Raw genomic sequence first — 20063 nt, 5'->3', positions numbered from 1 at the left:
CCCCCCCGGGGTGCGGCGCACGTGATCTCCGCGTCTTCGACGATGCCGAGCGCCAGCGAGGCTGAGGAGAAGCGCCAATGATCTTCAGCTCCAGACGGCGCCCCCGGCGGTCGGGTCCGCTGCTGCTCGGCGTGAACACGCTGCGCCGCGCGGTGCAGATCGCCTGGCGCCGTTCGCTGCAGCTGCGGGTGGTGGTGCTGACGATGGGGTTGTCGGCTGCGGTCATCCTGGCACTCGGCTTCGTGCTGACCAGTCAGATCACCGACCGGGTGCTCGACGTCAAGGTCCGGGCGGCCACCGAACAGATCGAGCGGGCCCGCATCACGGCTGGCGGCATCGTCGGCGGTGAGGAGGCCCGGTCGCTGACCTCGAGCCTGCAACTGGCCCGCAACACGCTGATGAGCAAGACCGACCCGGCCTCCGGCAGCGGAACCGCCGGCGCGTTCGACGCGGTGCTGGTGGTGCTCGGCGAGGGCCCGCGTGCGGCGACCAGCGCCGGGCCGGTGGATCAGGTGCCGGCCGCACTGCGCGAATTCGTCAAGGCCGGTCAGGTCAGCTACCAGTACGCCACCGTGCACGTGGAGGGGTTCTCCGGCCCGGCGCTGGTGATCGGGACACCGACCACCTCGCGGATCACCAACCTGGAGCTCTACCTGATCTACCCGCTGGGCAGCGAGCGCAACACCATCTCGATGGTGCGCGGCACCATCGCCACCGGCGGCCTGGTGTTGCTGGTGCTGCTGGCGGGAATCGCGTTGCTGGTGTCGCGCCAGGTGGTGCTGCCGGTGCGATCGGCCTCGCGGATCGCCGAACGGTTCGCCGAGGGGCACCTGTCCGAACGGATGCCGGTGCGCGGCGAAGACGACATGGCCCGGCTGGCGGTGTCGTTCAACGACATGGCCGAGAGCCTGTCGCGCCAGATCACCCAGCTCGAGGAGTTCGGCAACCTGCAGCGCCGGTTCACCTCCGACGTCAGCCACGAGCTGCGGACCCCGCTGACCACGGTGCGGATGGCGGCCGACCTGATCCACGATCACAGCGAAGACCTGGAGCCCTCGCTGCGGCGGTCCACCGAGCTGCTGGTCAGCGAGCTCGACCGGTTCGAGTCGCTGCTCAATGACCTGCTGGAGATCTCCCGGCACGACGCCGGTGTGGCCGAACTGTCGGTGGAGTCGGTGGACCTGCGCTCGACGGTCAACAGCGCGCTGGACAACGTCGGTCATCTGGCCGCCGAGGCCGGCGTCGAACTCCGGGTGAACGTGCCGGGCGATCCGGTGATCGCCGAGGTCGATCCGCGACGGGTGGAACGGATTCTGCGCAATCTGATCGCCAACGCCATCGACCACGCCGAGCACAAGCCGGTGGTGATCCGGATGGGCGCCGACGCGGACACCGTCGCGGTCACCGTGCGCGATCACGGGGTCGGATTGCGGCCGGGGGAGGAGAAGCTGGTGTTCAGCCGGTTCTGGCGCGCCGACCCGTCGCGGGTACGCCGCTCCGGGGGCACCGGGCTGGGATTGGCGATCAGTGTCGAGGACGCCCGGCTGCACCAGGGCCGGCTGGAGGCCTGGGGCGAACCCGGCAAGGGCGCTTGCTTCCGGCTCACGCTGCCGCTGGTCCGCGGCCACAAGGTCACCACCAGCCCGCTGCCGATGAAACCGGTGAGCGCCGCCGAGCGCCGGGAGCGCCGGCAGCGGGCGCGTGAACATGCCGAGCGGAGCGGGTGATGCGCCGGGTTCATGCGGCGGTCCCAGCTTCGCCTCTCCTCCGTCGAGCCTCGCTGAACCGCCGGGGGACTCCGGTGGCGTTGCTGGTCGCCCTGATGAACGCGGTGCTCGTGTTGGCGGGCTGCGCCGGGGTGCCCAGCAACTCCGCGCCGCAGGCGATCGGCACGGTGCAGGCGCCACCGCCGTCCGTGCTGCCCAAACCCACCCCGGGGATGGACCCTGACGTGCTGCTGCGCGAATTCCTCAAGGCGACAGCCGATCCGGCCAACCGGCACCGCGCCGCGCGGCAGTTCCTCACCCAGTCGGCGTCGGACGCCTGGGACGACGCCGGCAGCGCGCTGCTGATCGACAACGTGGTGTTCGTCGAAACCCGCAGCGCCGACCGGGTCGCGGTCACCATGCGAGCCGACATGCTGGGTTCGCTGTCGGACATGGGGGTTTTCGAGACCGCCGAGGGGGCACTGCCCTCCCCGGAGCCGATCGAGCTGCTCAAGACCTCCGATGGCTGGCGCATCGACCGGCTGCCCAACGGAGTCTTTTTGGACTGGCAGCAGTTTCAGGCCACCTACAAGCGCAACACGCTGTATTTCGTGGATCCCACCGGCAAGACGGTGGTTCCCGACCCCCGTTACGTGGCGGTGTCCGACCCGGACCAGTTGGCGACGGAGTTGGTGTCCAAACTGATCGCCGGCCCCCGTCCGGAGATGGCCGGGGTGCGCAACCTGCTGGCGGCGCCGTTGCGGTTGCGCGGGCCGGTGACCCGCGCCGACGGTGGCAAGAGCGGGGTGGGCCGGGGCTACGGCGGCGCGAAGATCGACCTGGACAGCCTCTCGACCACCGACCCCAACAGCAGGCAACTGCTTGCTGCCCAACTGATCTGGACGCTGGCCCGGGCGGACATCAAGGGGCCGTATGTGATCAACGCCGACGGCGCGGCGCTCGACGACCGGTTCCCCGACGGCTGGACGACCTCCGATGTGGCCACCACCGACCCGGGCGCCTCCGACGGTGCCGGCGCCGGGATCCACGCCCTGGTGGACGGTTCGCTGCTGGTCCTCGACGGCCAGCAGGCCAACCGGGTGCCCGGGGCGTTCGGCCGCGAACCCGACCAGCAGGCGGCCGCGTTGTCCCGCAACGGGCGTCAGGTGGCGTCGGTGGTGGTGCATCCCGGCGACCCGGAGGCCACGCTGTGGATCGGCGACCTCGGCGGTGAGGCGGTGCAGGCGGCCGAGGGGCACACCCTGTCGCGGCCCAGCTGGGCGCTGGACGAAGCGGTGTGGGTGGTGGTCGACGGCAACTATGTGGTGCGGGCGATCCAGGAGGTGGCCTCGGGCCGCCCGGCCCGGATCCCGGTGGACTCCGGGGCGATCAATGCGCGGTTCCCCGGCCCGATCAGCGAGCTGCAGCTGTCCCGCGACGGCACCCGGGCCGCCATGGTGATCGAGGGGCAGGTGATCCTGGCCGGTGTCGAGCAGACCGCGGCCGGCCAGTTCGTGCTGAACTATCCGCGCCGGCTGGGCTTCGGGCTCGGCTCCTCGGTGGTGTCACTGAGCTGGCGCACCGGCGACGACATCGTGGTGAGCCGGTCCGATCCCAAGCACCCGGTGTCCTACGTCAACATCGACGGGGTGAACTCCGATGCGCCCAGCGGCAATCTGCAGCTGCCGGTGTCGACGATCGTCGCCGACCCATCCACGGTCTATGTGGCCGATCCGCGCGGGGTGCTGGCGCTGTCGTCGTCGCGGGCACAGGACGACCAGAGCTGGTCGCCGCTGGGCCCGTTCATGGTCGGTGGCGCGCTGCCGGTGTTGCCGGGCTGATCGCGTCGGTACGCTGCGGCGGATCGCTCACCCGGTGACGACCAGCGCCGGCTGCCGGTGTTCGCTACGTTCCCGCCTGGCGTTGTGCCGCTTGGCGGCGGCAACCAGGCGGGCCACCGCCGTCTCGATGCTGCGGGTGAATTCGTCGACGTCGGGCATGGTGTCGTAGTCGGCCAGCACCCCGAAGAACAGGCTCTCGGCGTAGCTCAGCATCGCCACCCCGGATCGCAACTGCAGCGCGATCGGCGGCACCGGAAGCACCTCGAGCACGGTGCGGCCCATGATGTGCAGCGTCCGCGACGGGCCCGGCACATTGGTCGCGAGTGTGGTCACACCGCGCTGGGGCAGCCGCGTCAACAGCCGCACCGCCCATGCGGTCAACGGGAACGGAATGTGGTTGGCCACCGAGACGAACGCACTGCCGGCCTGATGCTGCCCGGTGCGCTTGGTTCGGCTCAGCCGCGCGTGCACCAGCTTCAGCCGCCGCACCGGGTTGTCCTCCTCCACCGGCAGGCAGGGCAGCATCACCGACACCCGGTTGTCGGTCGCGCCGACGGCGTCGCCGCCGCGCGTGGACACCGGCACCAGGGTGCGCAGCGTTTCGGGCAGCGGGCGTTCGCCGCGGCGGTTCAGCATGCCGCGGTAGGCCTCGGTCAAGCCGGCCAGCGCGACATCGTTGAGGGTCACGCCGAACGCCTGACAGATCTGGCTGACGTCGGCGAGCGATACCTTCGCCGAGCTGTACCGGCGCATGGCGCTCATCGGCCCGTTCAACGCGGTGGGGGTGCCGGAGCGTAGCAGCCCGGCCGATAGTTCGACGGTGCCGCGGGCCGCCCGCAGGGCCGCGGCACTGATCGCCGTCGACACGTTCCACAGCTCGGCGGCCCAGGCCGCAGGGCTGCTGGTCACGACGGGAAGACCGAAATGCCTTTGGCCCGACTGTGTTTCGTGCGAGCTGGGAAGGTGGCCGGCGAAACTCGCCACCCGGTCGTCGAGGTCGCCGCTTTCGTCGCAGAGCCCGGTGAACAGGTGCGAGGTCGCGATCCCGTCGCCGACGCAATGGTGAACTTTGACCAGCATGGCCCACCGCTCGTCGGTCAGGCCCTCGATCACCCAGATGTGCCATAGCGGCCGGTCCCGGTCCAGCCGGCGCGCCATCTGGTCGGCGACGAACCCGAACAGTTCGGCGTCGCCGCCCGGCCCCGGCAGCGCAACTCGCCGCAGGTGATGTGCCATGTCGAAGTCGGGGTCGGCCACCCACTGGGGTGGCGCCAGGTCGAACGGGTGCAGCTGCAGTTTCTGGCCGAACCGCCGGCAGCCGCTGATCCGCGCCCCCAACGTGGCAACCAGCGACGGGTAATCCGGCGGCGGTCCTGCCAGGATGACCAGCCCGCCGATCGCCAGGCTGATGTGACGGTCGGAGTCTTCGGCTTCCAGAAAACCCGCGTCCAGTGTGGTCAGTTGCTCCATGATGCGGACCTCCTGCCCTGCGTCCGCTCTTTATGATCCGCCCGCATGAGTCGGCGTCGGCAGGGCCAGAAGTCCCGAGTAGCGCCTGCAGGGCGTGATCACCGGGCGTCGGCGTGCAGGCTCGCCCAGGGCGGCAACGGGACGGCGAGCAGCGCGGCGCCGCCCGGGGCGGTGGTCAGCGCCAACACCGCGGCGGCCAGCCGGTCCAGCGGCAGGACGAAATCGGCACAGCCGGTCGCCAGCGCGTGCGCCGGCATGCCGGATGCCTCGGCGGTCGACGGATCCTGGACGAGCACCCGGCCGCCATTGCGTTTGACCGCCCGGCACCCGTTGGAGCCATCGGCCAACCGTCCCGTCAGGATCACTGCGATCGTCGGCGTCTGGGCGGCCGAACTGGCCAAGACCGCATCCCCGACCCCCATTTCGCCAGGGGCGTCGCGCACCGTCCAGACGCCGCGCGGATCGATGGTCGCTGTGGTGCGCGCCGGTATGACGGTGACGCCGGGTTGATCCGCAGGGGCTCCGGTCTCGGCGGTTCGGACGCGCAAGCAGGTGTTATCGGCCAGGACCCGAGCCAGGATGTCGCCGCTGCCTCGGGTGGCCCGACGGTGCTGAGCGACCACGACGGGGACCGGATAATCCGCCGGGAGACGGCAGAGCACCTCATTGAGCGCTTTCATACCGCCCAGCGATGCCACCAGGACCACCCGCCCGAAGGCAGCTGGTGCCGCCGCGCCGTTGTGTCTGGTCGCGAACATAGCCGCCAGGGTAATCCTCATGTCGGCCAGCTGACATGAAACGCCGGCGACCGGGGTAGCCCCGGGGCATCGGATAATCCGTATGAGGGACCGACGAGATGAGTGACGACCCTTTTCGGCGCAACGCGATTCTGGGACAACTGCCGGAGGCCGAATATGCCCGGATGCGTTCCGTCTTGCAGCTGGAACAGGCGGAGATGAAGCAGACGGCCTACGAGCCGAGCGTGCCGATCAGCCGGTTGTATTTTCCGCTCTCGGCGGTCTACTCGCTGGTTGGGTCAGTCGACGGCCGGCTCGCCGTGGAAGTGGCCACTATCGGCCACGAGGGGTTCGTGGGTTTGCCGGTGTATCTCGGCGCGGCAACCAGCCCGCAGACGGCGTTCTGCCAAGTCCCCGGGGACACCGCCGCCATCGACGCCGAGGATTTCCGCCGCGCGATGGCCCGAGACGGGGGCTTGCATGCCCTGCTCGGCCGTTACACCCAGACCACCATGGTGCAGATCTCCCAAAACGTCATCTGCAACCGCAGCCATCCCGCCGAACAGCGGATGGCCCGCTGGCTGCTCACCACCCACGACCGTGTCGGGCGCGACGAATTCCCGCTCACGCAGGAGTTCCTCGCCCAGATGCTCGGCGTGCATCGACCGACCGTCTCCGAAACCGCCCAACGCATTCAGGCCGGCAACATGATCCGCTACCGCCGCGGCGTCATCACCATCACCGACCGGCAGCTGCTCGAACAACTGGCCTGCGACTGCTACCGCATCGTCAAAGCCGAATTCGATGCGATCATCAACTACCGCGGCGAAGGTCGCTGACGCTGGTGGCCCAAAGTCCTTCGTAGCCAGGGCCTTCCTGCCCTGTCGCAGACCACCCGGCCAGGGGCATCGTGGAGGCGTCGCGGGCTCGGAGACGGCGCCGATTCGGCTCAGGCCCATGACAGCAGAAAGGGGGCCCGGACCGTGGATGAACAGCCTGCCGGCTACCCGGCCACCGCGGCCGTTCGGGAGACCGTTCGCACTGCGCTGCAGCTGGCGGCCCGCGCACCGTCGGTGCACAACTCCCAGCCGTGGCGCTGGAAGGTGCAGCTGGTGACACAGCAGCCTCGACTGGAGCTGTTCGCCAACCCCGATCTGCACCTGCGCAGCGTGGATCCCGACGGCCGCGGTCTGATCCTGAGTTGCGGTGCGGCGCTGCATCATTGCGTGGTCGCACTGGCTGCATTGGGTTGGCGCTGCAGGGTTCACCGGCTGCCCGATCCGGCTCGCCCTGACCTGCTGGCGACGCTCGAGCTGTTCGGGCCCGAACCCGGGCGGCTCCCCGAACAGGTCCCCGATCAGGTGAATGTGGCGTTGGCCGCGGCGATACCCCGGCGGCGCACCGATCGCCGCCACTTCAGCGGATGGCCGGTGGCGGCGGCCGATATCGCGTTGATGGGCGCCCGAGCCGCCCGCGCCGGGGTGATGTTGCGCCGAATCGACGCACTCGACCGGCTGAATACCGTAGTGGCCCAAGCGGTTTTCGCCCACCGGGCCGACTACGACTACCTCGCCGAGCTGACGAGGTGGAGTGGTCGATACGGGTCGGTGGCCGGCATCCCGGCACGCAGTGTTCCGACGCCGAGTACCGGCGCGCCGATTCCGGGGCGGCTGTTCGCCGACCCGCTGCTGGCCCAGCCGCCCGGAGCCGACCCGGCCGAGGACCGCGCGGTGATGCTGGCGTTGGGCACCGAGCACGACGACCGGCTGGCGCAACTGCGTGCCGGTGAGGCCACCAGCGTGGTGTTGTTGACCGCGACGGCGCTGGGGTTGGCCAGCTGCCCGGTCACCGAGCCGCTCGAGATCGCCGAAACCCGCGCCGCGGTGCGCCGCGACGTCTTCGGCACCAGCGGCTATCCGCAGATGCTGCTGCGGGTGGGCTGGGCCCCGATCAACGCCGACCCGCTGCCGGCGACCCCGCGGCGCTTCCTCGACGACACCGTCGAATGGCTGACCGCCGGTGATCGGCGGGCCGGCTCTGCCGAAACCGGGAACTTCGCGGTGTGTGTCTGACGGTGGTGCCGAAGGCTATATCGTCAGCGGCGCGGACCAGCGCACCACCGTGCCACCGCCGGGCGCCGATTCGATGCCGAACGTCCCGCCCGCCTGCTCGGCGCGCCGTCGCAGGTTGGCCAGACCGCTGGGGGTGACCACCTCCGGCATCCCGCGGCCGTTGTCGGCCACCTCGATGGCCAGGTCGTCTTCGACCTTGATCTGCACCGTTAACTCGGTGGCGCGCGAGTGCCGGACCGCATTGCTGACAGCCTCGGAGACCACCGCCTCGGCGTGATCGGCCAGCACCGGTTCGACCACCGACAGCGGGCCGATGAACGCAACGGTGGTGTGCAGGCCCGAACCGGAGAACTGGGCGACGGCGTTGTCGAGGCGTTGCCGCAGCCGGGTCACCGTCGCTGAGGTGCCGTGCAGGTCGAAGATGGTGGTGCGGATCTCGCCGATGATCTCCTGCATGTCGTCGACCGCGTCGGTCAGCCGGCGCCGGACGACGGCGTCGCGGGCCCGCGGAATGGTGCCCTGCAGCGACAACCCGACCGCGAACAGTCGCTGGATGACGTGGTCGTGCAGGTCGCGGGCGATCCGGTCCCGGTCGGTGAGCACGTCGAGTTCGTGCATCCGGCGCTGCGAGGTGGCCAGCTGCCAGGCCAACGCGGCCTGGTCGGCGAACGCGGCCATCATGTCGAGCTGTTCGACGCTGAACGGAATGGTGGTGCCGTGGCGCATCACCACCACCACGCCGGCCACCGCGTCGGCGGCGCGCAACGGCAGGATCAGTGCCGGACCGGTCGCATCGATCCCGGGCAGCGCAAGCCGGGCCACCTGGCGTGGCTTGCGCTGGGAGAACGCCTCGCCGACCGAGCTGCCGGCGACCGGGATGGTGTCGCCGTCGAGGGGAGCCATTGCCGCGCCGATGGTTTCGACCACCAGAAGCTCGTTGACCTCGGCTTCAAGGGTGTCGTCGTCGATCGGGATGGCGACCAGCGCCGACTCCGATCCGGTGAGCTTGCCGGCTTCCTCGGCGATCAACCGGAACACGGTGCTCGGATCGGTTCCGGACAGCAGTTCGGTCGCGATGTCGCGGGTGGACTCGATCCAGGACTGTCGCGCCTTGGCCTGGGCGTACAACCGGGCGTTGGCGATGGCGATCCCGGCCGCGGCGGCCAGTGCCTGCACCAGCACCTCGTCATCCTCGCTGAACGGCAGCCCGTTGGCCTTCTCGGTGAGATACAGATTGCCGAAGACCTCGTCACGCACGCCGACCGGCACCCCGAGGAACGTGCGCATGGTCGGGTGCCCGGACGGAAATCCCACCGATGACGGATGTTTGGTCAGATCATCGAGCCGCAGCGGTTTGGGGTCCTCGATCAACAGGCCCACCACGCCCAGCCCCTCGGGCAGCCGTCCGATCCGTGCGAACGTGTCGTCGTCGATGCCCTCATGGACGAACTCCAGCATCCGGCGGTCATTGTCGTGCACTTCCAGCGCACCGTATTTGGCATCGACCAGGTTGGTGGCGGTCTGCACGATGGAGCGCAGCGTGGCGTCGAGCTCCAACCCGGAGGTGACCACCAGCATCGCGGCCAGCAGACCGTCGAGGCGATCGCGTCCCTCTACGATCTGTTCCACCCGGTCCTGGACACCGACCAGCAGCTCACGCAACCGCAGCTGAGATAACGTGTCGCGCAGCGGGTCCGGGCCGTCCGCGGGTCCGTCGTCAGTCATTCCGGGAGCGCTCGAGTTTGGTGGCGAACACCGCGGCCTGGGTCCGCCGTTCCATCCCCAGCTTGGCCAGCAGCCGCGACACGTAGTTCTTGACGGTCTTCTCGGCCAAGAACATCCGGTCGGCGATCTGCTTGTTGGTCAGGCCCTCGGCGAGCAGGCTCAGCAGCGTGCGCTCCTGTTCCGAGAGCCCGGACAGCGGATCGGGCTTGGCGGTGGCGCCACGCAGTTTGGCCATCAGCGCCGCCGCGGCGCGGTTGTCCAGCAGCGAGCGTCCGGCGCCGACGTCTTTGACGGCACGGGCCAACTCCATGCCCTTGATGTCCTTGACGATGTAGCCGCTGGCGCCGGCCAGGATGGCGTCGAGCATGGCCTCGTCGGAGGTGAACGAGGTCAGGATCAGGCACCGCAGCTCCGGCATGCGCGACAGCAGGTCTCGGCAGAGCTCGATGCCGTTGCCGTCGGGCAGCCGGACGTCGAGCACCGCCACGTCGGGGCGCAGCGCCGGGATGCGCGCCAGCGCTTCGGCGACCGAACCGGCCTCGCCGACCACGTCGAGCTCGGGATCGGCGCCGAGCAGGTCGATCAGGCCGCGGCGCACCACCTCGTGGTCGTCGACCAGAAAGACTGTGACCACAACGCGTCCTCTCCGCTCAGGCACTGACCACGGTAGCGGCGCAACCCACGGATTCACAGGGTACAAAGCCCCGATACCGCCCGGAAGTAATATCGGCATTCCCCGACAAGGAGGTCGCAGTGGACCGGTCCGCCCTCAACGCGTTGTTCGACCTGACCGGCCGCACCGCCATCGTGACGGGAGGTACCCGCGGCATCGGGTTGTCGGTGGCGCACGGCCTGGCCGCCGCCGGCGCGAAGGTCGTCGTCGCCAGCCGCAAGAGCGATGCGTGCCAGCGCGCCGCGCAGCAACTGTGCCAGGCCGGCGCCGAGGCGATCGGGGTGCCAACGCATCTCGGCGACGTCGAGGCGATCCAGCAGCTGGTCGACACCGCGGCCGAGCGGTTCGGCGGCGTCGACATCGTCATCAACAATGCGGCCAATGCGCTCGCCCAGCCGTTGGGCGAGATCACTCCCGAGGCGTTGGTCAAGTCGTTCACGGTGAATCTCCAGGGGCCGGTGCTGCTGGTTCAAGCGGCGCTACCGCACCTTCGCGCCAGCGGCCGGGGCGCGATCCTGAACATGGTGTCGGCCGGAGCCTTCGTCTATTCGCCGGCGACGTCGATGTACTCGGCGGCGAAGGCGGCATTGGTCTCCTTCACCCGGTCCATGGCCGCCGAGTTCGCCTCATCGCGGATCCGCGTCAATGCGCTCGCCCCCGGACCGGTCGATACCGACATGGTGCGCAACAACCCGCCGGAGTTCATCGAATCGCTGCGGGCTGCCACGCTGCAGCAGCGCATCGCCGACCCTGCTGAAATGGTCGGCCCGGCGTTGCTTCTGGTATCGGACGCCGGCAGCTTCATCACCGGGCAGACCCTCCACGCCGACGGGGGGATGGTGGCCCGCTAACCGCCGCTAACCGACTCAGTCGGCTGTGCTGTCCCGTCCGGTAGCACGCAGCGCCTGGCTCGCGCCGCCCAGGAACGGCGTGATGATGTCCACCGGCAGCGGGAACACCACCGTCGAGTTCTGGTCGGCGCCGAGCTCCAAAAGAGTTTGCAGATAGCGCAGTTGCAGCGACGCCGGATTACGCGACAGCGTCTCGGCGGCCTGGCTCAGCTCCTCGGAGGCCTGCAGTTCGCCGCGGGCGTTGATGACCTTCGCCCGGCGTTCCCGCTCGGCCTCCGCCTCGCGGGCCATCGCCCGCTGCATCGATTCGGGGATCTCCACGTCCTTGATCTCCACCACCCGGACCTGCACGCCCCACGGCTCGGTCTGCTTGTCGATGATGGTGCGCAGGTCGGCGTTGAGGTCGTCACGGTGGGCCAGCAGGGTGTCCAGGTCGGCCCGGCCCAACAGCGAGCGCAGCGTGGTCTGGGCGATCTGGGAGGTGGCCACCGCATAGTTCTCGACCGCCAGGATCGCTTTGAGCGGATCGACCACCTGGAACATCACCACCGCGTTCACCCGGGCGGGAACGTTGTCGCGGGTGATCACCTCCTGCGGGGGGATGGTGAGCGTCACGACCCGCTCGTCGACGCGGATCATCTTGTCCACCACGGGAATCAGAAACCGCAAACCGGGTTGGTAGAGCGGCCGGGCATGGCCCACCCGGAAGACGACACCCCGCTCGTATTGCGGCAGCACCCGAATGGAGAAGTAGGCCAGCACGGCCAGCGCCGCGATCACGAGCACCACCACGGTGATGAGCCCTTCACTCACTTGCGTGCTGCCTTCCTGGTCCTGGTCGTCGAAGAACTGTCCGAGAAACCGCCCCACCGGGTGGAGTACCGGTCGATGGCCGCTTCGACCTGCTCGACCTGCGCTTGCCCGCCGGCCCGGTCCAGTCTCTCAGCGGGGGCGTTCGACGGAGTGTTCCACAGATGGCGCACCAGTGGGGCACCACCGGCCAGCACGATCAGGATCGTCGCACCCAGCACCAGTACGTCGCCGGGCCGGTGGTTGGCGATCAGCGTCGCCAGCGGCATGACCACCCCGAATCCCGCTACCGCACAGGCGATGCCCCGATGGAACCGGCCCGCCTCCGAATGCGGCCACGGGTCCACCGGCCGGGTGATCTCCCGGCCGTGGTTCGACGTGGTGCAGGTGTCCTTGACCGGGCAGGCGTTGCAGATCGACGGCGTCGCCCGATAGCGCATCACCCGGTTGTCGGGGTCGAACGACGACGGCCAGAGCCACTGGTCCTCCGGGCACTTCCAGGCGTCGTGATCGTCGTGGTAGGCGAACTTGCCGGTGCGCCACTGGGCAGCGCGGTCGGAGGTCCGCCTGGCCATGGCGTCGAAGCCCCACGCGAAGACGAGCAGGAGCAGGGCGTAGCCGGACATCAGCCACACCCACGCTCCCGGCATCGTCATCGTCGTCAGCTCTCCGTTTCGGAAGCTTCAGCATCCGCGCCGACGGTCACCGTGGCGTAGAGCGGGTGCTCCGGCAACTCGTCGACCGTCTCACCGGAACGGAAGTTGCGCAACGCGATCCAGGCGATCCAGCAGAACGGCAGCACGCCGCCGACGATGACGATCAGGTCACCGGGCAGCCGCATCCACTCCAACAGGGCGTTGCCCGGCTGGGTGATGTAGCCCAGCGACCGCGCCTCGAAGTAGCCGGCGTTGACCGAGTGGAACAGCTGCAGCACACCCAGCGGCAGCAGCGTGACGAACACCATCCAGGCCAGTCCGATGTTCATGCTCCAGAACGAGAGCCGGGCCAGCTTGTTGGGCCACTTGTCCGCCGGGATCACATAGCGGAAGGCGAACATCGCCAGCGCCACCGCGAGCATGCCGTAGACCCCGAACATCGCCGCGTGCGCATGGTTGGCGGTCAGCGCAGTGCCGATCTCGTAGTAGGACACCACCGGGAGGTTGATCAGGAAGCCGAAGATGCCCGCCCCCAGGAAGTTCCAGAACCCGACCGCGACCAGGAACATCACCGCCCAGCGAGCCGGGAAGTTGTGCTCGCCGCCGGCCTCCTGGCGAGCGCCCAGCTGCAGGAACGCCCACGCCTCCACGGTCAGGAAGGTCAGCGGGATGACCTCGGCGGCCGAGAAGAACGCGCCCAGCGCCATGTGCTCCACCGGGGTGCCGGAGAAGTACAGGTGGTGCATGGTGCCGATCACACCGCCGGCGGAGTACAAGATGATGTCGAGGAAGATCACCAGCAGCGCGACGCGCTCGCGCACCACCCCGAGCTGCACGAACAGATACGCCACCATCGCCGTGGTGAACAGCTCCAGGAAGTCCTCCACCCACAGGTGCACCATCCAGAACCGCCAGAAGTCGGCGACCGAGAAGTGTGTTTCGCTGCCGGCGAGCAGGCTGACCGCGTAGAACGCCGGGATGGTCAGGCCGGTGAAGAAGAACACCCAGGGCAGATTGAGCTTCGAGGTGGACGCCAGCTTGGCGCGCATGCCGCGCCAGATGATGAAGATCCACAAGAACAGGCCGATGATCAGCAGCACCTGGAACACCCGCGGCAGGTCCAGGAACTCCCACTGCTGGGAGAGGGCGGTGCCGGGCTCGATCATCCCGAAGATCGACAGCGCCTCGAATGCCATGGATCCGAAGACCACGATCGCTAGCGCACCGAGCAGCCCGTAGACCAGCCACGACTGCTTGGTGGGTTCGCGGCGGGTGATGAACGGCACCAGGAAGATCCCGCCGGCCAGGAACGCCGCCGCGGTCCAGAACAGCGACAACTGCAGGTGCCAGGTGCGGGCCAGGTTGTAGGGCAGCAGCTTGGCCAGGTCGATGCCGTAGAACTCCGCCAGGTCCGCGCGGTAGTGCTCGACGGCGCCGCCCAGCAGCGTTTGGATCAAGAACAGCACCGCGACCACGGCGAAGATCCAGATCGCGGCGCGCTGCGAGCGGGTCAGCGGTACCTCGCCCGGCTGGCGGAACTTGAGCTTGGTCGTCTCGGCGCCGTGCCAGCCGATGTTCTGGCTCCACCGGCCGTAGATGGTGAACATGATCCCGATCCCGCCGAGCAGCGCGATCAGCGACAGCACTGACCACACCACGACCGATCCGGTGGGGCCGTTGTCGACGCGGGGCTCCGAGGGCCAGTTGTTGGTGTAGCTGTAGCTGTGGCCGGGCCGCTCGGCCGCCGCCGCCCAGGCGGTCCAGGCGAAGAAAGCGGTCAGGTCGCGGATCTCGCCCGGGTCGGTGATCATGTCCGGCAGCAGGCCGTATTTGGTGGTGGACTCACCGAAGTACTCGGCGTAGTGGCGCGCGATGTCGTCGAACGCGCGGGCCTGTTTGTCGGTGAAGACCAGCGTGGAAGTGTCGGCGTTGTAGCGGTTGGTCCGGAACTCCGCGACCACTTCCTGGTGCGGGTTGACCACGCCCTGTGCTTCGAACTGGCCGGCCACGTTGTCGGTGGCCAACCGCAGGTATTCGGCGGTGTAATCCGGGCCGAGGTAGGCGCCGTGGCCGAGGATCGAGCCGTACTGCATCAGTCCGCGGGCCTGGAACAGCGTCTGGCCGCGGGTGATGTCGTCGCCGGTGAACAGCTGCTCGCCGGTCTCGGTGATGACCTTGTCCGGCATCGGCATCGATGCGGTGTAGGTGCGGTACGCCAGGATTCCCATCACCAGGAATCCGAAGATCATCACCAGGGCCACGCCCTGGGCCCAGCCTTTGCCCACCAATGCTTCGGCGCGGCCGGAGTCGCTGGTCGGCGTGCCCATCTGTGTCGCTTCGGAGGTCATGGACGGGGACGCTAACAGCATCGAGTTGGAAAATTCGTGAATCTGTTAGGGACCTCACGGAATTGGGGTCCGGCGTCAGCATTGTTGCTGACCAAGGCCCCTTGACTCCGAAATCCGACATCACGTAGTAGGGCCTCGGCGCAGGCCCGGTTGTCGGTGGGCGATGGCAGTTTCACCGTTGTGCTCGACCTCGTGCTGCCCCGGCAGTGTGGTGGCTGCGGCGCCCCGGCGACCCGATGGTGTCCCGGTTGCGCGGCGCAGCTGGCCATCGGGCCGGACGAGCCGCGGCTGGTGAGTCCGCGGCTGGACCCGCAGGTGCCGGTGTTCGCGCTGGGCCGCTATGCCGGAGCCCGCCGGGCGGCGATCGTCGCGCTGAAGGAGCACGGGCGCACCGACCTGATCACACCGTTGGCATCGACGCTGGCCGAGGCGCTGCACCGACTGCTGTGCTGGCGGATGGTCGACCTGCCGCTGACGCTGATTCCCGCACCCACCCGGCGCAGCGCCGCCCGCCGCCGCGGCGGTGACCCGATCGGGCGGGTGGCGGCCGCGGCCACGGCGCGACAACCCGGCATGACGGTGGTGCCAGCGCTGCGGATGCGGGCGCTGACCCGCGACTCGGTCGGGCTGGGCAGTGGCGCCCGGGAACGCAACATCGCCGGCCGAGTGCTGCTGAACCGCCGTCGGCTGTCCACCGCCGGCGGTGACGTCGTGATCGTCGACGACGTCGTCACCACCGGCGCCACCCTGGCCGAGTCGGTGCGGGTGCTGCGCGCCGGCGGCGTTCGGGTGATCGCCGCGCTGGTGATCGCGGCCGCCTGATGCCGCTGCGGCAACCAACCGGCAACGGGTCAGTCAAACCGGTGGCACGTATCCGGCGGCATGGCTACGGTCGTCATCAAGGGGTTCGCTGGACCGTAGAGGCGCAGCAGTACGTGGTCGAGACGACGAGAAAAGAGTGTCGAGCATGGCAAGTCAATTCGTGGAAACCAGCCGTACGCAGGTCGACGTCGATGACAGCCCGGAGCAGTCGACCGGCGCGGAGATCGTGGTCAAGGGCCGCAACGTGGAGATACCGGACCACTTCCGGGTCTATGTCGCGCAGAAACTGGCCCGGCTGGAGCGGCTGGACCGCTCCATCCGACTGTTCGACGTTGAGCTCAAACACGCCAACAACCGCCGGCAGCGAAAGTCCTGCCAGCAGATCGACATCACCGCGCACGGTCGCGGGCCGGTGATCCGTGGCGAGGCCCGCGCCGACAGCTTCTACGCCGCGTTCGAGGCCGCGATCGACCGACTGGAGGGCCGGCTTCGCCGCCACAAGGACCGCCGCAACGTCTCCTATGGCGACAAGACGCCGTTGTCGGTGGCCGAGGCGACCGGGGCGACGACGCTGGACCCGGAGTTCCTGGCCACGGCGTTCAACCGGGACGGCACCGCCGAACCGGACCGGGACGGCTCCGCGCACGCGCCCGCGCACGCTCACGAGCCGGGCCGGATCGTGCGCACCAAGGAGCACACCGCCACGCCGATGTCGGTCGACGACGCGCTGTATGAGATGGAACTGGTCGGCCACGACTTCTTCCTGTTCCACGACAAGGAGACCGACCAGCCGTCGGTGGTCTACCGCCGCCACGCCTACGACTACGGCCTGATCCGATTGGTCTGACGCCGCCCGGACCGGCGCCGCGGAGAAGCCGTCCCGACACTGCTCGGCCGCGGCAAAACCGGGCTGCGCAGCGGCGTCACCTACCATGGGTGACGCTCGTAATAGACGAAGACTGAGTAGGGGACCAGCCGTGCTGTCCAAGTTGCTGCGTTTTGGTGAAGGCCGGATGGTCAAACGGCTCAGGAAGGTCGCCGACTACATCGACACGCTGTCCGACGATGCCGAGGCCCTCACCGACGCCGAACTGCGGGCCAAGACCGATGAGTTCCGGGAGCGGCACCAAGCCGGCGAATCCCTCGATGACCTGCTGCCGGAGGCGTTCGCGGTGGCCCGCGAGGCGGCCTGGCGGGTGCTGACCCAGCGGCCGTTCCACGTCCAGCTGATGGGCGGCGCCGCGCTGCACTACGGCAACGTCGCCGAGATGAAGACCGGTGAGGGCAAGACCCTGACCTGTGTGCTTCCGGCCTACCTCAACGCGATCGCCGGCAAGGGCGTGCACGTCGTCACCGTCAACGACTACCTGGCCAAGCGCGACAGTGAGTGGATGGGCCGGGTGCACCGGTTCCTGGGCCTGGAGGTGGGGGTGATCCTGTCGGCGATGACTCCGGACGAGCGGCGGGTCGCCTACAACGCCGACGTCACCTACGGCACCAACAACGAGTTCGGCTTCGACTACCTGCGTGACAACATGGCGCATTCGCTGGACCAGCTGGTGCAGCGCCCGCACAACTTCGCCATCGTCGACGAGGTCGACTCCATCCTGATCGACGAGGCCCGCACCCCGCTGATCATCTCCGGGCCGGCCGACGGCAGCTCCAATTGGTACACCGAGTTCGCCCGGATCGTGCCGTTGATGGAGAAGGACGTCCACTACGAAGTCGACCTGCGCAAGCGCACCATCGGGGTGCACGAGCTCGGGGTGGAGTTCGTCGAGGACCAGCTCGGGATCGACAACCTCTATGAGGCGGCCAACTCGCCGCTGGTCAGCTACCTCAACAACGCCCTGAAGGCCAAGGAGCTGTTCAACCGCGACAAGGACTACATCGTCCGCAACGGCGAAGTCTTCATCGTCGACGAGTTCACCGGCCGGGTGCTGGTGGGACGGCGTTACAACGAGGGCATGCACCAGGCCATCGAGGCCAAGGAGCAGGTGGAGATCAAGGCCGAGAACCAGACGTTGGCCACCATCACCCTGCAGAACTACTTCCGGCTCTACGACAAACTCGCCGGGATGACCGGCACCGCCGAGACCGAGGCCGCCGAGCTGCACGAGATCTACAAACTGGGCGTGGTGCCGATCCCGACCAACAAGCCGATGGCGCGCACCGACCAGATCGACCTCATCTACAAGACCGAGGAGGCCAAGTTCGCCGCGGTCGTCGACGACCTCGTCGAGCGGTACGAGAAGGGCCAGCCGGTGCTGATCGGCACCACCAGCGTGGAGCGCTCGGAGTACCTGTCCAAACAGCTGACCAAGCGGCGGATCCCGCACAACGTGCTCAACGCCAAGCAGCACGAGCGCGAGGCGCACATCATCGCCGAGGCAGGCCGGCGCGGCGCGATCACCGTGGCGACCAACATGGCCGGCCGCGGCACCGACATCGTGCTCGGCGGCAACGTCGACTTCCTGGCCGACCAGCGGCTGCGCAGGAAGGGCTTGGACCCGGTCGAGACACCAGAGGAGTACGAGGCCGCCTGGGACGAGACGCTGAGCGAGATCAAGGCATTGGCGGCCGTCGAGGCCAAGGAAGTGATCGAGGCCGGTGGCCTCTATGTGCTGGGCACCGAGCGGCACGAGTCCCGGCGCATCGACAACCAGCTGCGCGGCCGGTCCGGCCGGCAGGGCGACCCGGGCGAGTCGCGGTTCTACCTGTCGCTGGGCGACGAGTTGATGCGACGGTTCAACGGTGCGGCGCTGGAGTCGCTGCTGACTCGGCTCAACCTGCCCGACGACGTGCCGATCGAGGCCAAGATGGTCAACCGGGCGATCAAGAGCGCCCAGACCCAGGTCGAGCAGCAGAACTTCGAGATCCGCAAGAACGTGCTGAAGTACGACGAGGTGATGAACCAGCAGCGCAAGGTGATCTACGCCGAGCGCCGGCGCATCCTCGACGGCGAGAACCTGGCCGAGCAGGCCCACGACATGCTCGTCGACGTGATCACCGCCTACGTCAACGGCGCCACGTCCGAGGGCTACGCCGAGGACTGGGACCTGGAGCAGTTGTGGACCGCGCTGAAGACGCTGTACCCGGTGGGCATCGACTATCACGAACTGCTGCACGCCGCCGACGTCGGCGAAGCCGACGACCTGACCCGCGAGGAACTGCTGGAGGCGCTGATCGCCGACGCTGAGAACGCCTACGCCGCACGTGAGGCCGAGGTCGACGGCAAGGCGGGTGCCGGGGCCATGCGGGAGCTGGAACGCGGCGTGCTGCTGTCCGTGCTGGACCGTAAGTGGCGTGAACACCTCTACGAGATGGACTACCTCAAGGAGGGCATTGGGCTGCGGGCGATGGCTCAGCGCGACCCGCTGGTGGAATACCAGCGTGAGGGCTACGACATGTTCACCGGCATGCTCGAGGGCCTCAAGGAGGAGTCGGTCGGCTTCCTGTTCAACGTCGCCGTCGAGGCCGCGCCCACCCAGCCGCAGGTGGCACCGGTGGACGCCCCGGAGGGGTTGGCGCAGTTCGGCTTGCGCGCCAAGGGAGTCGACGGTGCCAATGGCGCCGACGGCGCCGACGGCACCGCGGGCCTGACGTACTCTGGGCCCGACGAGGACGGCTCCGCGCAGGTGCGGCGCGGTCGCGACCTGCAACCCGCCGGTGCCAACAATTCGACGTCCCGTCGATCGCGGCGCGAAGCGGCCCGCCGTGAGGGTCGCGGGCCCCGGCAGCCGAAGACCCAGCGAAAGGGCTAGCCCGAAGGACCGCTCAGCCGATGTGCAGGGCGACGATCTGCCATGCCGTGCTTTCGGGTCCGGTTGCGGCCACCCGCTCGATACGGCAGGCCAGCGCGTGGGTGCGCCGGCCGCGCCGGTAGGTGCCGAACGCCTCGACGGCCGTGGCCGGTTCGGCTGATCCGGCCGGTCGCGCGCGCACCCGCTGCAGTGTCGCCGGCCCGCCACGGACCGCCGCCGCTGCGCGCGCCGACAGCACCGACTCGGCGAGTCCGGCGGCGAGCAGTGGATACATATGCGCCGCTGAACGGCGACCATCGATGACCTCCAGCACCCGGCGCAGCGCGGCGTCGGCGAACACCACGGCCGACTGCAACGGTGGCGGCAGCCGGTGACGCGGGGGCCGGTCCTGCCGAACTCCGGGGGGCTGACCCCGTCCGCGCCGGGGCCCGGGCGGTGGTGACTGTTGTGCCGGCCGGCACGGCGTCGCCGCCCGGGCCGGTGGCTCGTAGTCGATCACCGGGGCGACGGTCGAGCCTACGGGCGGGGAGGGGTCCACGGTCACGGCAGCTCTCCACGGTCGATCCGACGGATGGCCCTGCTGGAGAG

General features: G+C 68.9%; 16 protein-coding genes. 8 read left to right on the top strand and 8 right to left on the bottom strand.

Annotated elements, in window-relative coordinates; all coding sequences use genetic code 11:
- Positions 1-77: 77 nt before the first annotated feature.
- Both mtrB and lpqB read left to right on the top strand, forming a co-directional pair.
- Positions 78-1727 carry an MtrAB system histidine kinase MtrB gene (gene mtrB, locus BST10_RS01150; protein ID WP_013829914.1) on the top strand — a complete coding sequence of 550 codons (1650 nt, stop codon included), beginning with the start codon at positions 78-80 and terminating at the stop codon, positions 1725-1727.
- Positions 1727-3547, top strand: coding sequence for an MtrAB system accessory lipoprotein LpqB (gene lpqB / locus BST10_RS01145; RefSeq protein WP_083035895.1), 1821 nt, complete (start codon positions 1727-1729; stop codon positions 3545-3547). Before mtrB ends, lpqB begins: the two co-directional genes overlap by 1 nt.
- Before the next feature lie 27 nt (positions 3548-3574).
- Here lpqB and BST10_RS01140 read toward each other — a convergent pair whose 3' ends face one another.
- Positions 3575-5017 carry a WS/DGAT/MGAT family O-acyltransferase gene (locus BST10_RS01140; protein WP_083035893.1) on the bottom strand — a complete coding sequence of 481 codons (1443 nt, stop codon included), beginning with the start codon at positions 5015-5017 and terminating at the stop codon, positions 3575-3577.
- A 98-nt stretch (positions 5018-5115) separates the two neighbouring features.
- On the bottom strand, positions 5116-5775 hold the full coding sequence (locus tag BST10_RS01135; RefSeq protein WP_083035891.1) for a chemotaxis protein CheB: 660 nt from the start codon (positions 5773-5775) through the stop codon (positions 5116-5118).
- Between the two features lie 98 nt (positions 5776-5873).
- On the opposite strand from BST10_RS01135, the gene BST10_RS01130 reads away from it, so the two are divergent.
- Positions 5874-6593 (top strand): Crp/Fnr family transcriptional regulator, encoded by a 720-nt coding sequence (locus BST10_RS01130; RefSeq protein ID WP_083035889.1) that lies wholly within the window; start codon positions 5874-5876, stop codon positions 6591-6593.
- Positions 6594-6737: 144 nt separating this feature from the next.
- Positions 6738-7826, top strand: a complete 1089-nt coding sequence (locus BST10_RS01125; RefSeq protein ID WP_083035887.1) for an Acg family FMN-binding oxidoreductase — start codon at positions 6738-6740, stop codon at positions 7824-7826.
- A 15-nt stretch (positions 7827-7841) separates the two neighbouring features.
- On the opposite strand, the gene BST10_RS01120 is transcribed toward BST10_RS01125, so the two are convergent.
- Both BST10_RS01120 and dosR read right to left on the bottom strand, forming a co-directional pair.
- Positions 7842-9551, bottom strand: coding sequence for a GAF domain-containing sensor histidine kinase (locus BST10_RS01120; protein WP_083035885.1), 1710 nt, complete (start codon positions 9549-9551; stop codon positions 7842-7844).
- Positions 9544-10185 (bottom strand): hypoxia response regulator transcription factor DosR/DevR, encoded by a 642-nt coding sequence (dosR, locus tag BST10_RS01115; protein WP_013829907.1) that lies wholly within the window; start codon positions 10183-10185, stop codon positions 9544-9546. The genes BST10_RS01120 and dosR overlap by 8 nt, the downstream gene beginning before the upstream one ends.
- Positions 10186-10304: 119 nt before the next feature.
- On the opposite strand from dosR, the gene BST10_RS01110 reads away from it, so the two are divergent.
- Entirely contained in the window at positions 10305-11075 is a 771-nt protein-coding gene (locus BST10_RS01110) for an SDR family NAD(P)-dependent oxidoreductase (protein WP_013829906.1), read from the top strand.
- Positions 11076-11090: 15 nt separating this feature from the next.
- Here BST10_RS01110 and BST10_RS01105 read toward each other — a convergent pair whose 3' ends face one another.
- The 3 genes from BST10_RS01105 to BST10_RS01095 are packed head-to-tail and all read right to left on the bottom strand — an operon-like array spanning position 11091 to position 14868.
- Complete coding sequence (locus BST10_RS01105; protein WP_013829905.1) at positions 11091-11888, bottom strand: slipin family protein; 798 nt, start codon at positions 11886-11888, stop codon at positions 11091-11093.
- Entirely contained in the window at positions 11885-12541 is a 657-nt protein-coding gene (locus BST10_RS01100) for a hypothetical protein (RefSeq protein WP_013829904.1), read from the bottom strand. The genes BST10_RS01105 and BST10_RS01100 overlap by 4 nt, the downstream gene beginning before the upstream one ends.
- Positions 12542-12546: 5 nt before the next feature.
- Positions 12547-14868 (bottom strand): nitric-oxide reductase large subunit, encoded by a 2322-nt coding sequence (locus BST10_RS01095; RefSeq protein ID WP_013829903.1) that lies wholly within the window; start codon positions 14866-14868, stop codon positions 12547-12549.
- A 201-nt stretch (positions 14869-15069) separates the two neighbouring features.
- Between BST10_RS01095 and BST10_RS01090 the strand changes: the two genes are divergently transcribed.
- From BST10_RS01090 to secA, 3 genes are all read left to right on the top strand, one after another.
- The gene (locus tag BST10_RS01090) at positions 15070-15711 is read left to right on the top strand and encodes a ComF family protein (RefSeq protein ID WP_083036124.1); all 642 of its coding nucleotides are present in this window, start codon (positions 15070-15072) and stop codon (positions 15709-15711) included.
- 145 nt (positions 15712-15856) lie between these two features.
- Positions 15857-16558: a ribosome hibernation-promoting factor, HPF/YfiA family gene (gene hpf, locus BST10_RS01085; RefSeq protein ID WP_083035883.1), complete on the top strand. Its 702-nt coding sequence runs from the start codon at positions 15857-15859 to the stop codon at positions 16556-16558.
- Between the two features lie 130 nt (positions 16559-16688).
- Complete coding sequence (secA, locus tag BST10_RS01080; RefSeq protein WP_083035881.1) at positions 16689-19475, top strand: preprotein translocase subunit SecA; 2787 nt, start codon at positions 16689-16691, stop codon at positions 19473-19475.
- A 13-nt stretch (positions 19476-19488) separates the two neighbouring features.
- Here the strand turns inward: secA and BST10_RS01075 are convergent, their stop codons facing one another.
- The gene (locus tag BST10_RS01075) at positions 19489-20019 is read right to left on the bottom strand and encodes an Rv3235 family protein (RefSeq protein ID WP_049792913.1); all 531 of its coding nucleotides are present in this window, start codon (positions 20017-20019) and stop codon (positions 19489-19491) included.
- Positions 20020-20063 lie beyond the last annotated feature (44 nt).

The sequence above is a fragment of the Mycolicibacter algericus DSM 45454 genome (assembly GCF_002086455.1).
GTDB lineage: Bacteria > Actinomycetota > Actinomycetes > Mycobacteriales > Mycobacteriaceae > Mycobacterium > Mycobacterium algericum.
The sequence above is the reverse complement of the archived record's forward strand: the minus strand, read 5'-3'. Positions and strand labels throughout refer to the sequence as shown.

Bases quoted from the DNA above. Each gene is read 5' to 3' on its own strand.
- mtrB (WP_013829914.1), top strand. From the start codon at position 78: ATGATCTTCAGCTCCAGACGGCGCCCCCGGCGGTCGGGTCCGCTGCTG.
- lpqB (WP_083035895.1), top strand. From the start codon at position 1,727: ATGCGCCGGGTTCATGCGGCGGTCCCAGCTTCGCCTCTCCTCCGTCGA.
- BST10_RS01140 (WP_083035893.1), bottom strand. From the start codon at position 5,017: ATGGAGCAACTGACCACACTGGACGCGGGTTTTCTGGAAGCCGAAGAC.
- BST10_RS01135 (WP_083035891.1), bottom strand. From the start codon at position 5,775: ATGTTCGCGACCAGACACAACGGCGCGGCGGCACCAGCTGCCTTCGGG.
- BST10_RS01130 (WP_083035889.1), top strand. From the start codon at position 5,874: ATGAGTGACGACCCTTTTCGGCGCAACGCGATTCTGGGACAACTGCCG.
- BST10_RS01120 (WP_083035885.1), bottom strand. From the start codon at position 9,551: ATGACTGACGACGGACCCGCGGACGGCCCGGACCCGCTGCGCGACACG.
- BST10_RS01100 (WP_013829904.1), bottom strand. From the start codon at position 12,541: ATGACGATGCCGGGAGCGTGGGTGTGGCTGATGTCCGGCTACGCCCTG.
- BST10_RS01095 (WP_013829903.1), bottom strand. From the start codon at position 14,868: ATGGGCACGCCGACCAGCGACTCCGGCCGCGCCGAAGCATTGGTGGGC.
- hpf (WP_083035883.1), top strand. From the start codon at position 15,857: ATGGCAAGTCAATTCGTGGAAACCAGCCGTACGCAGGTCGACGTCGAT.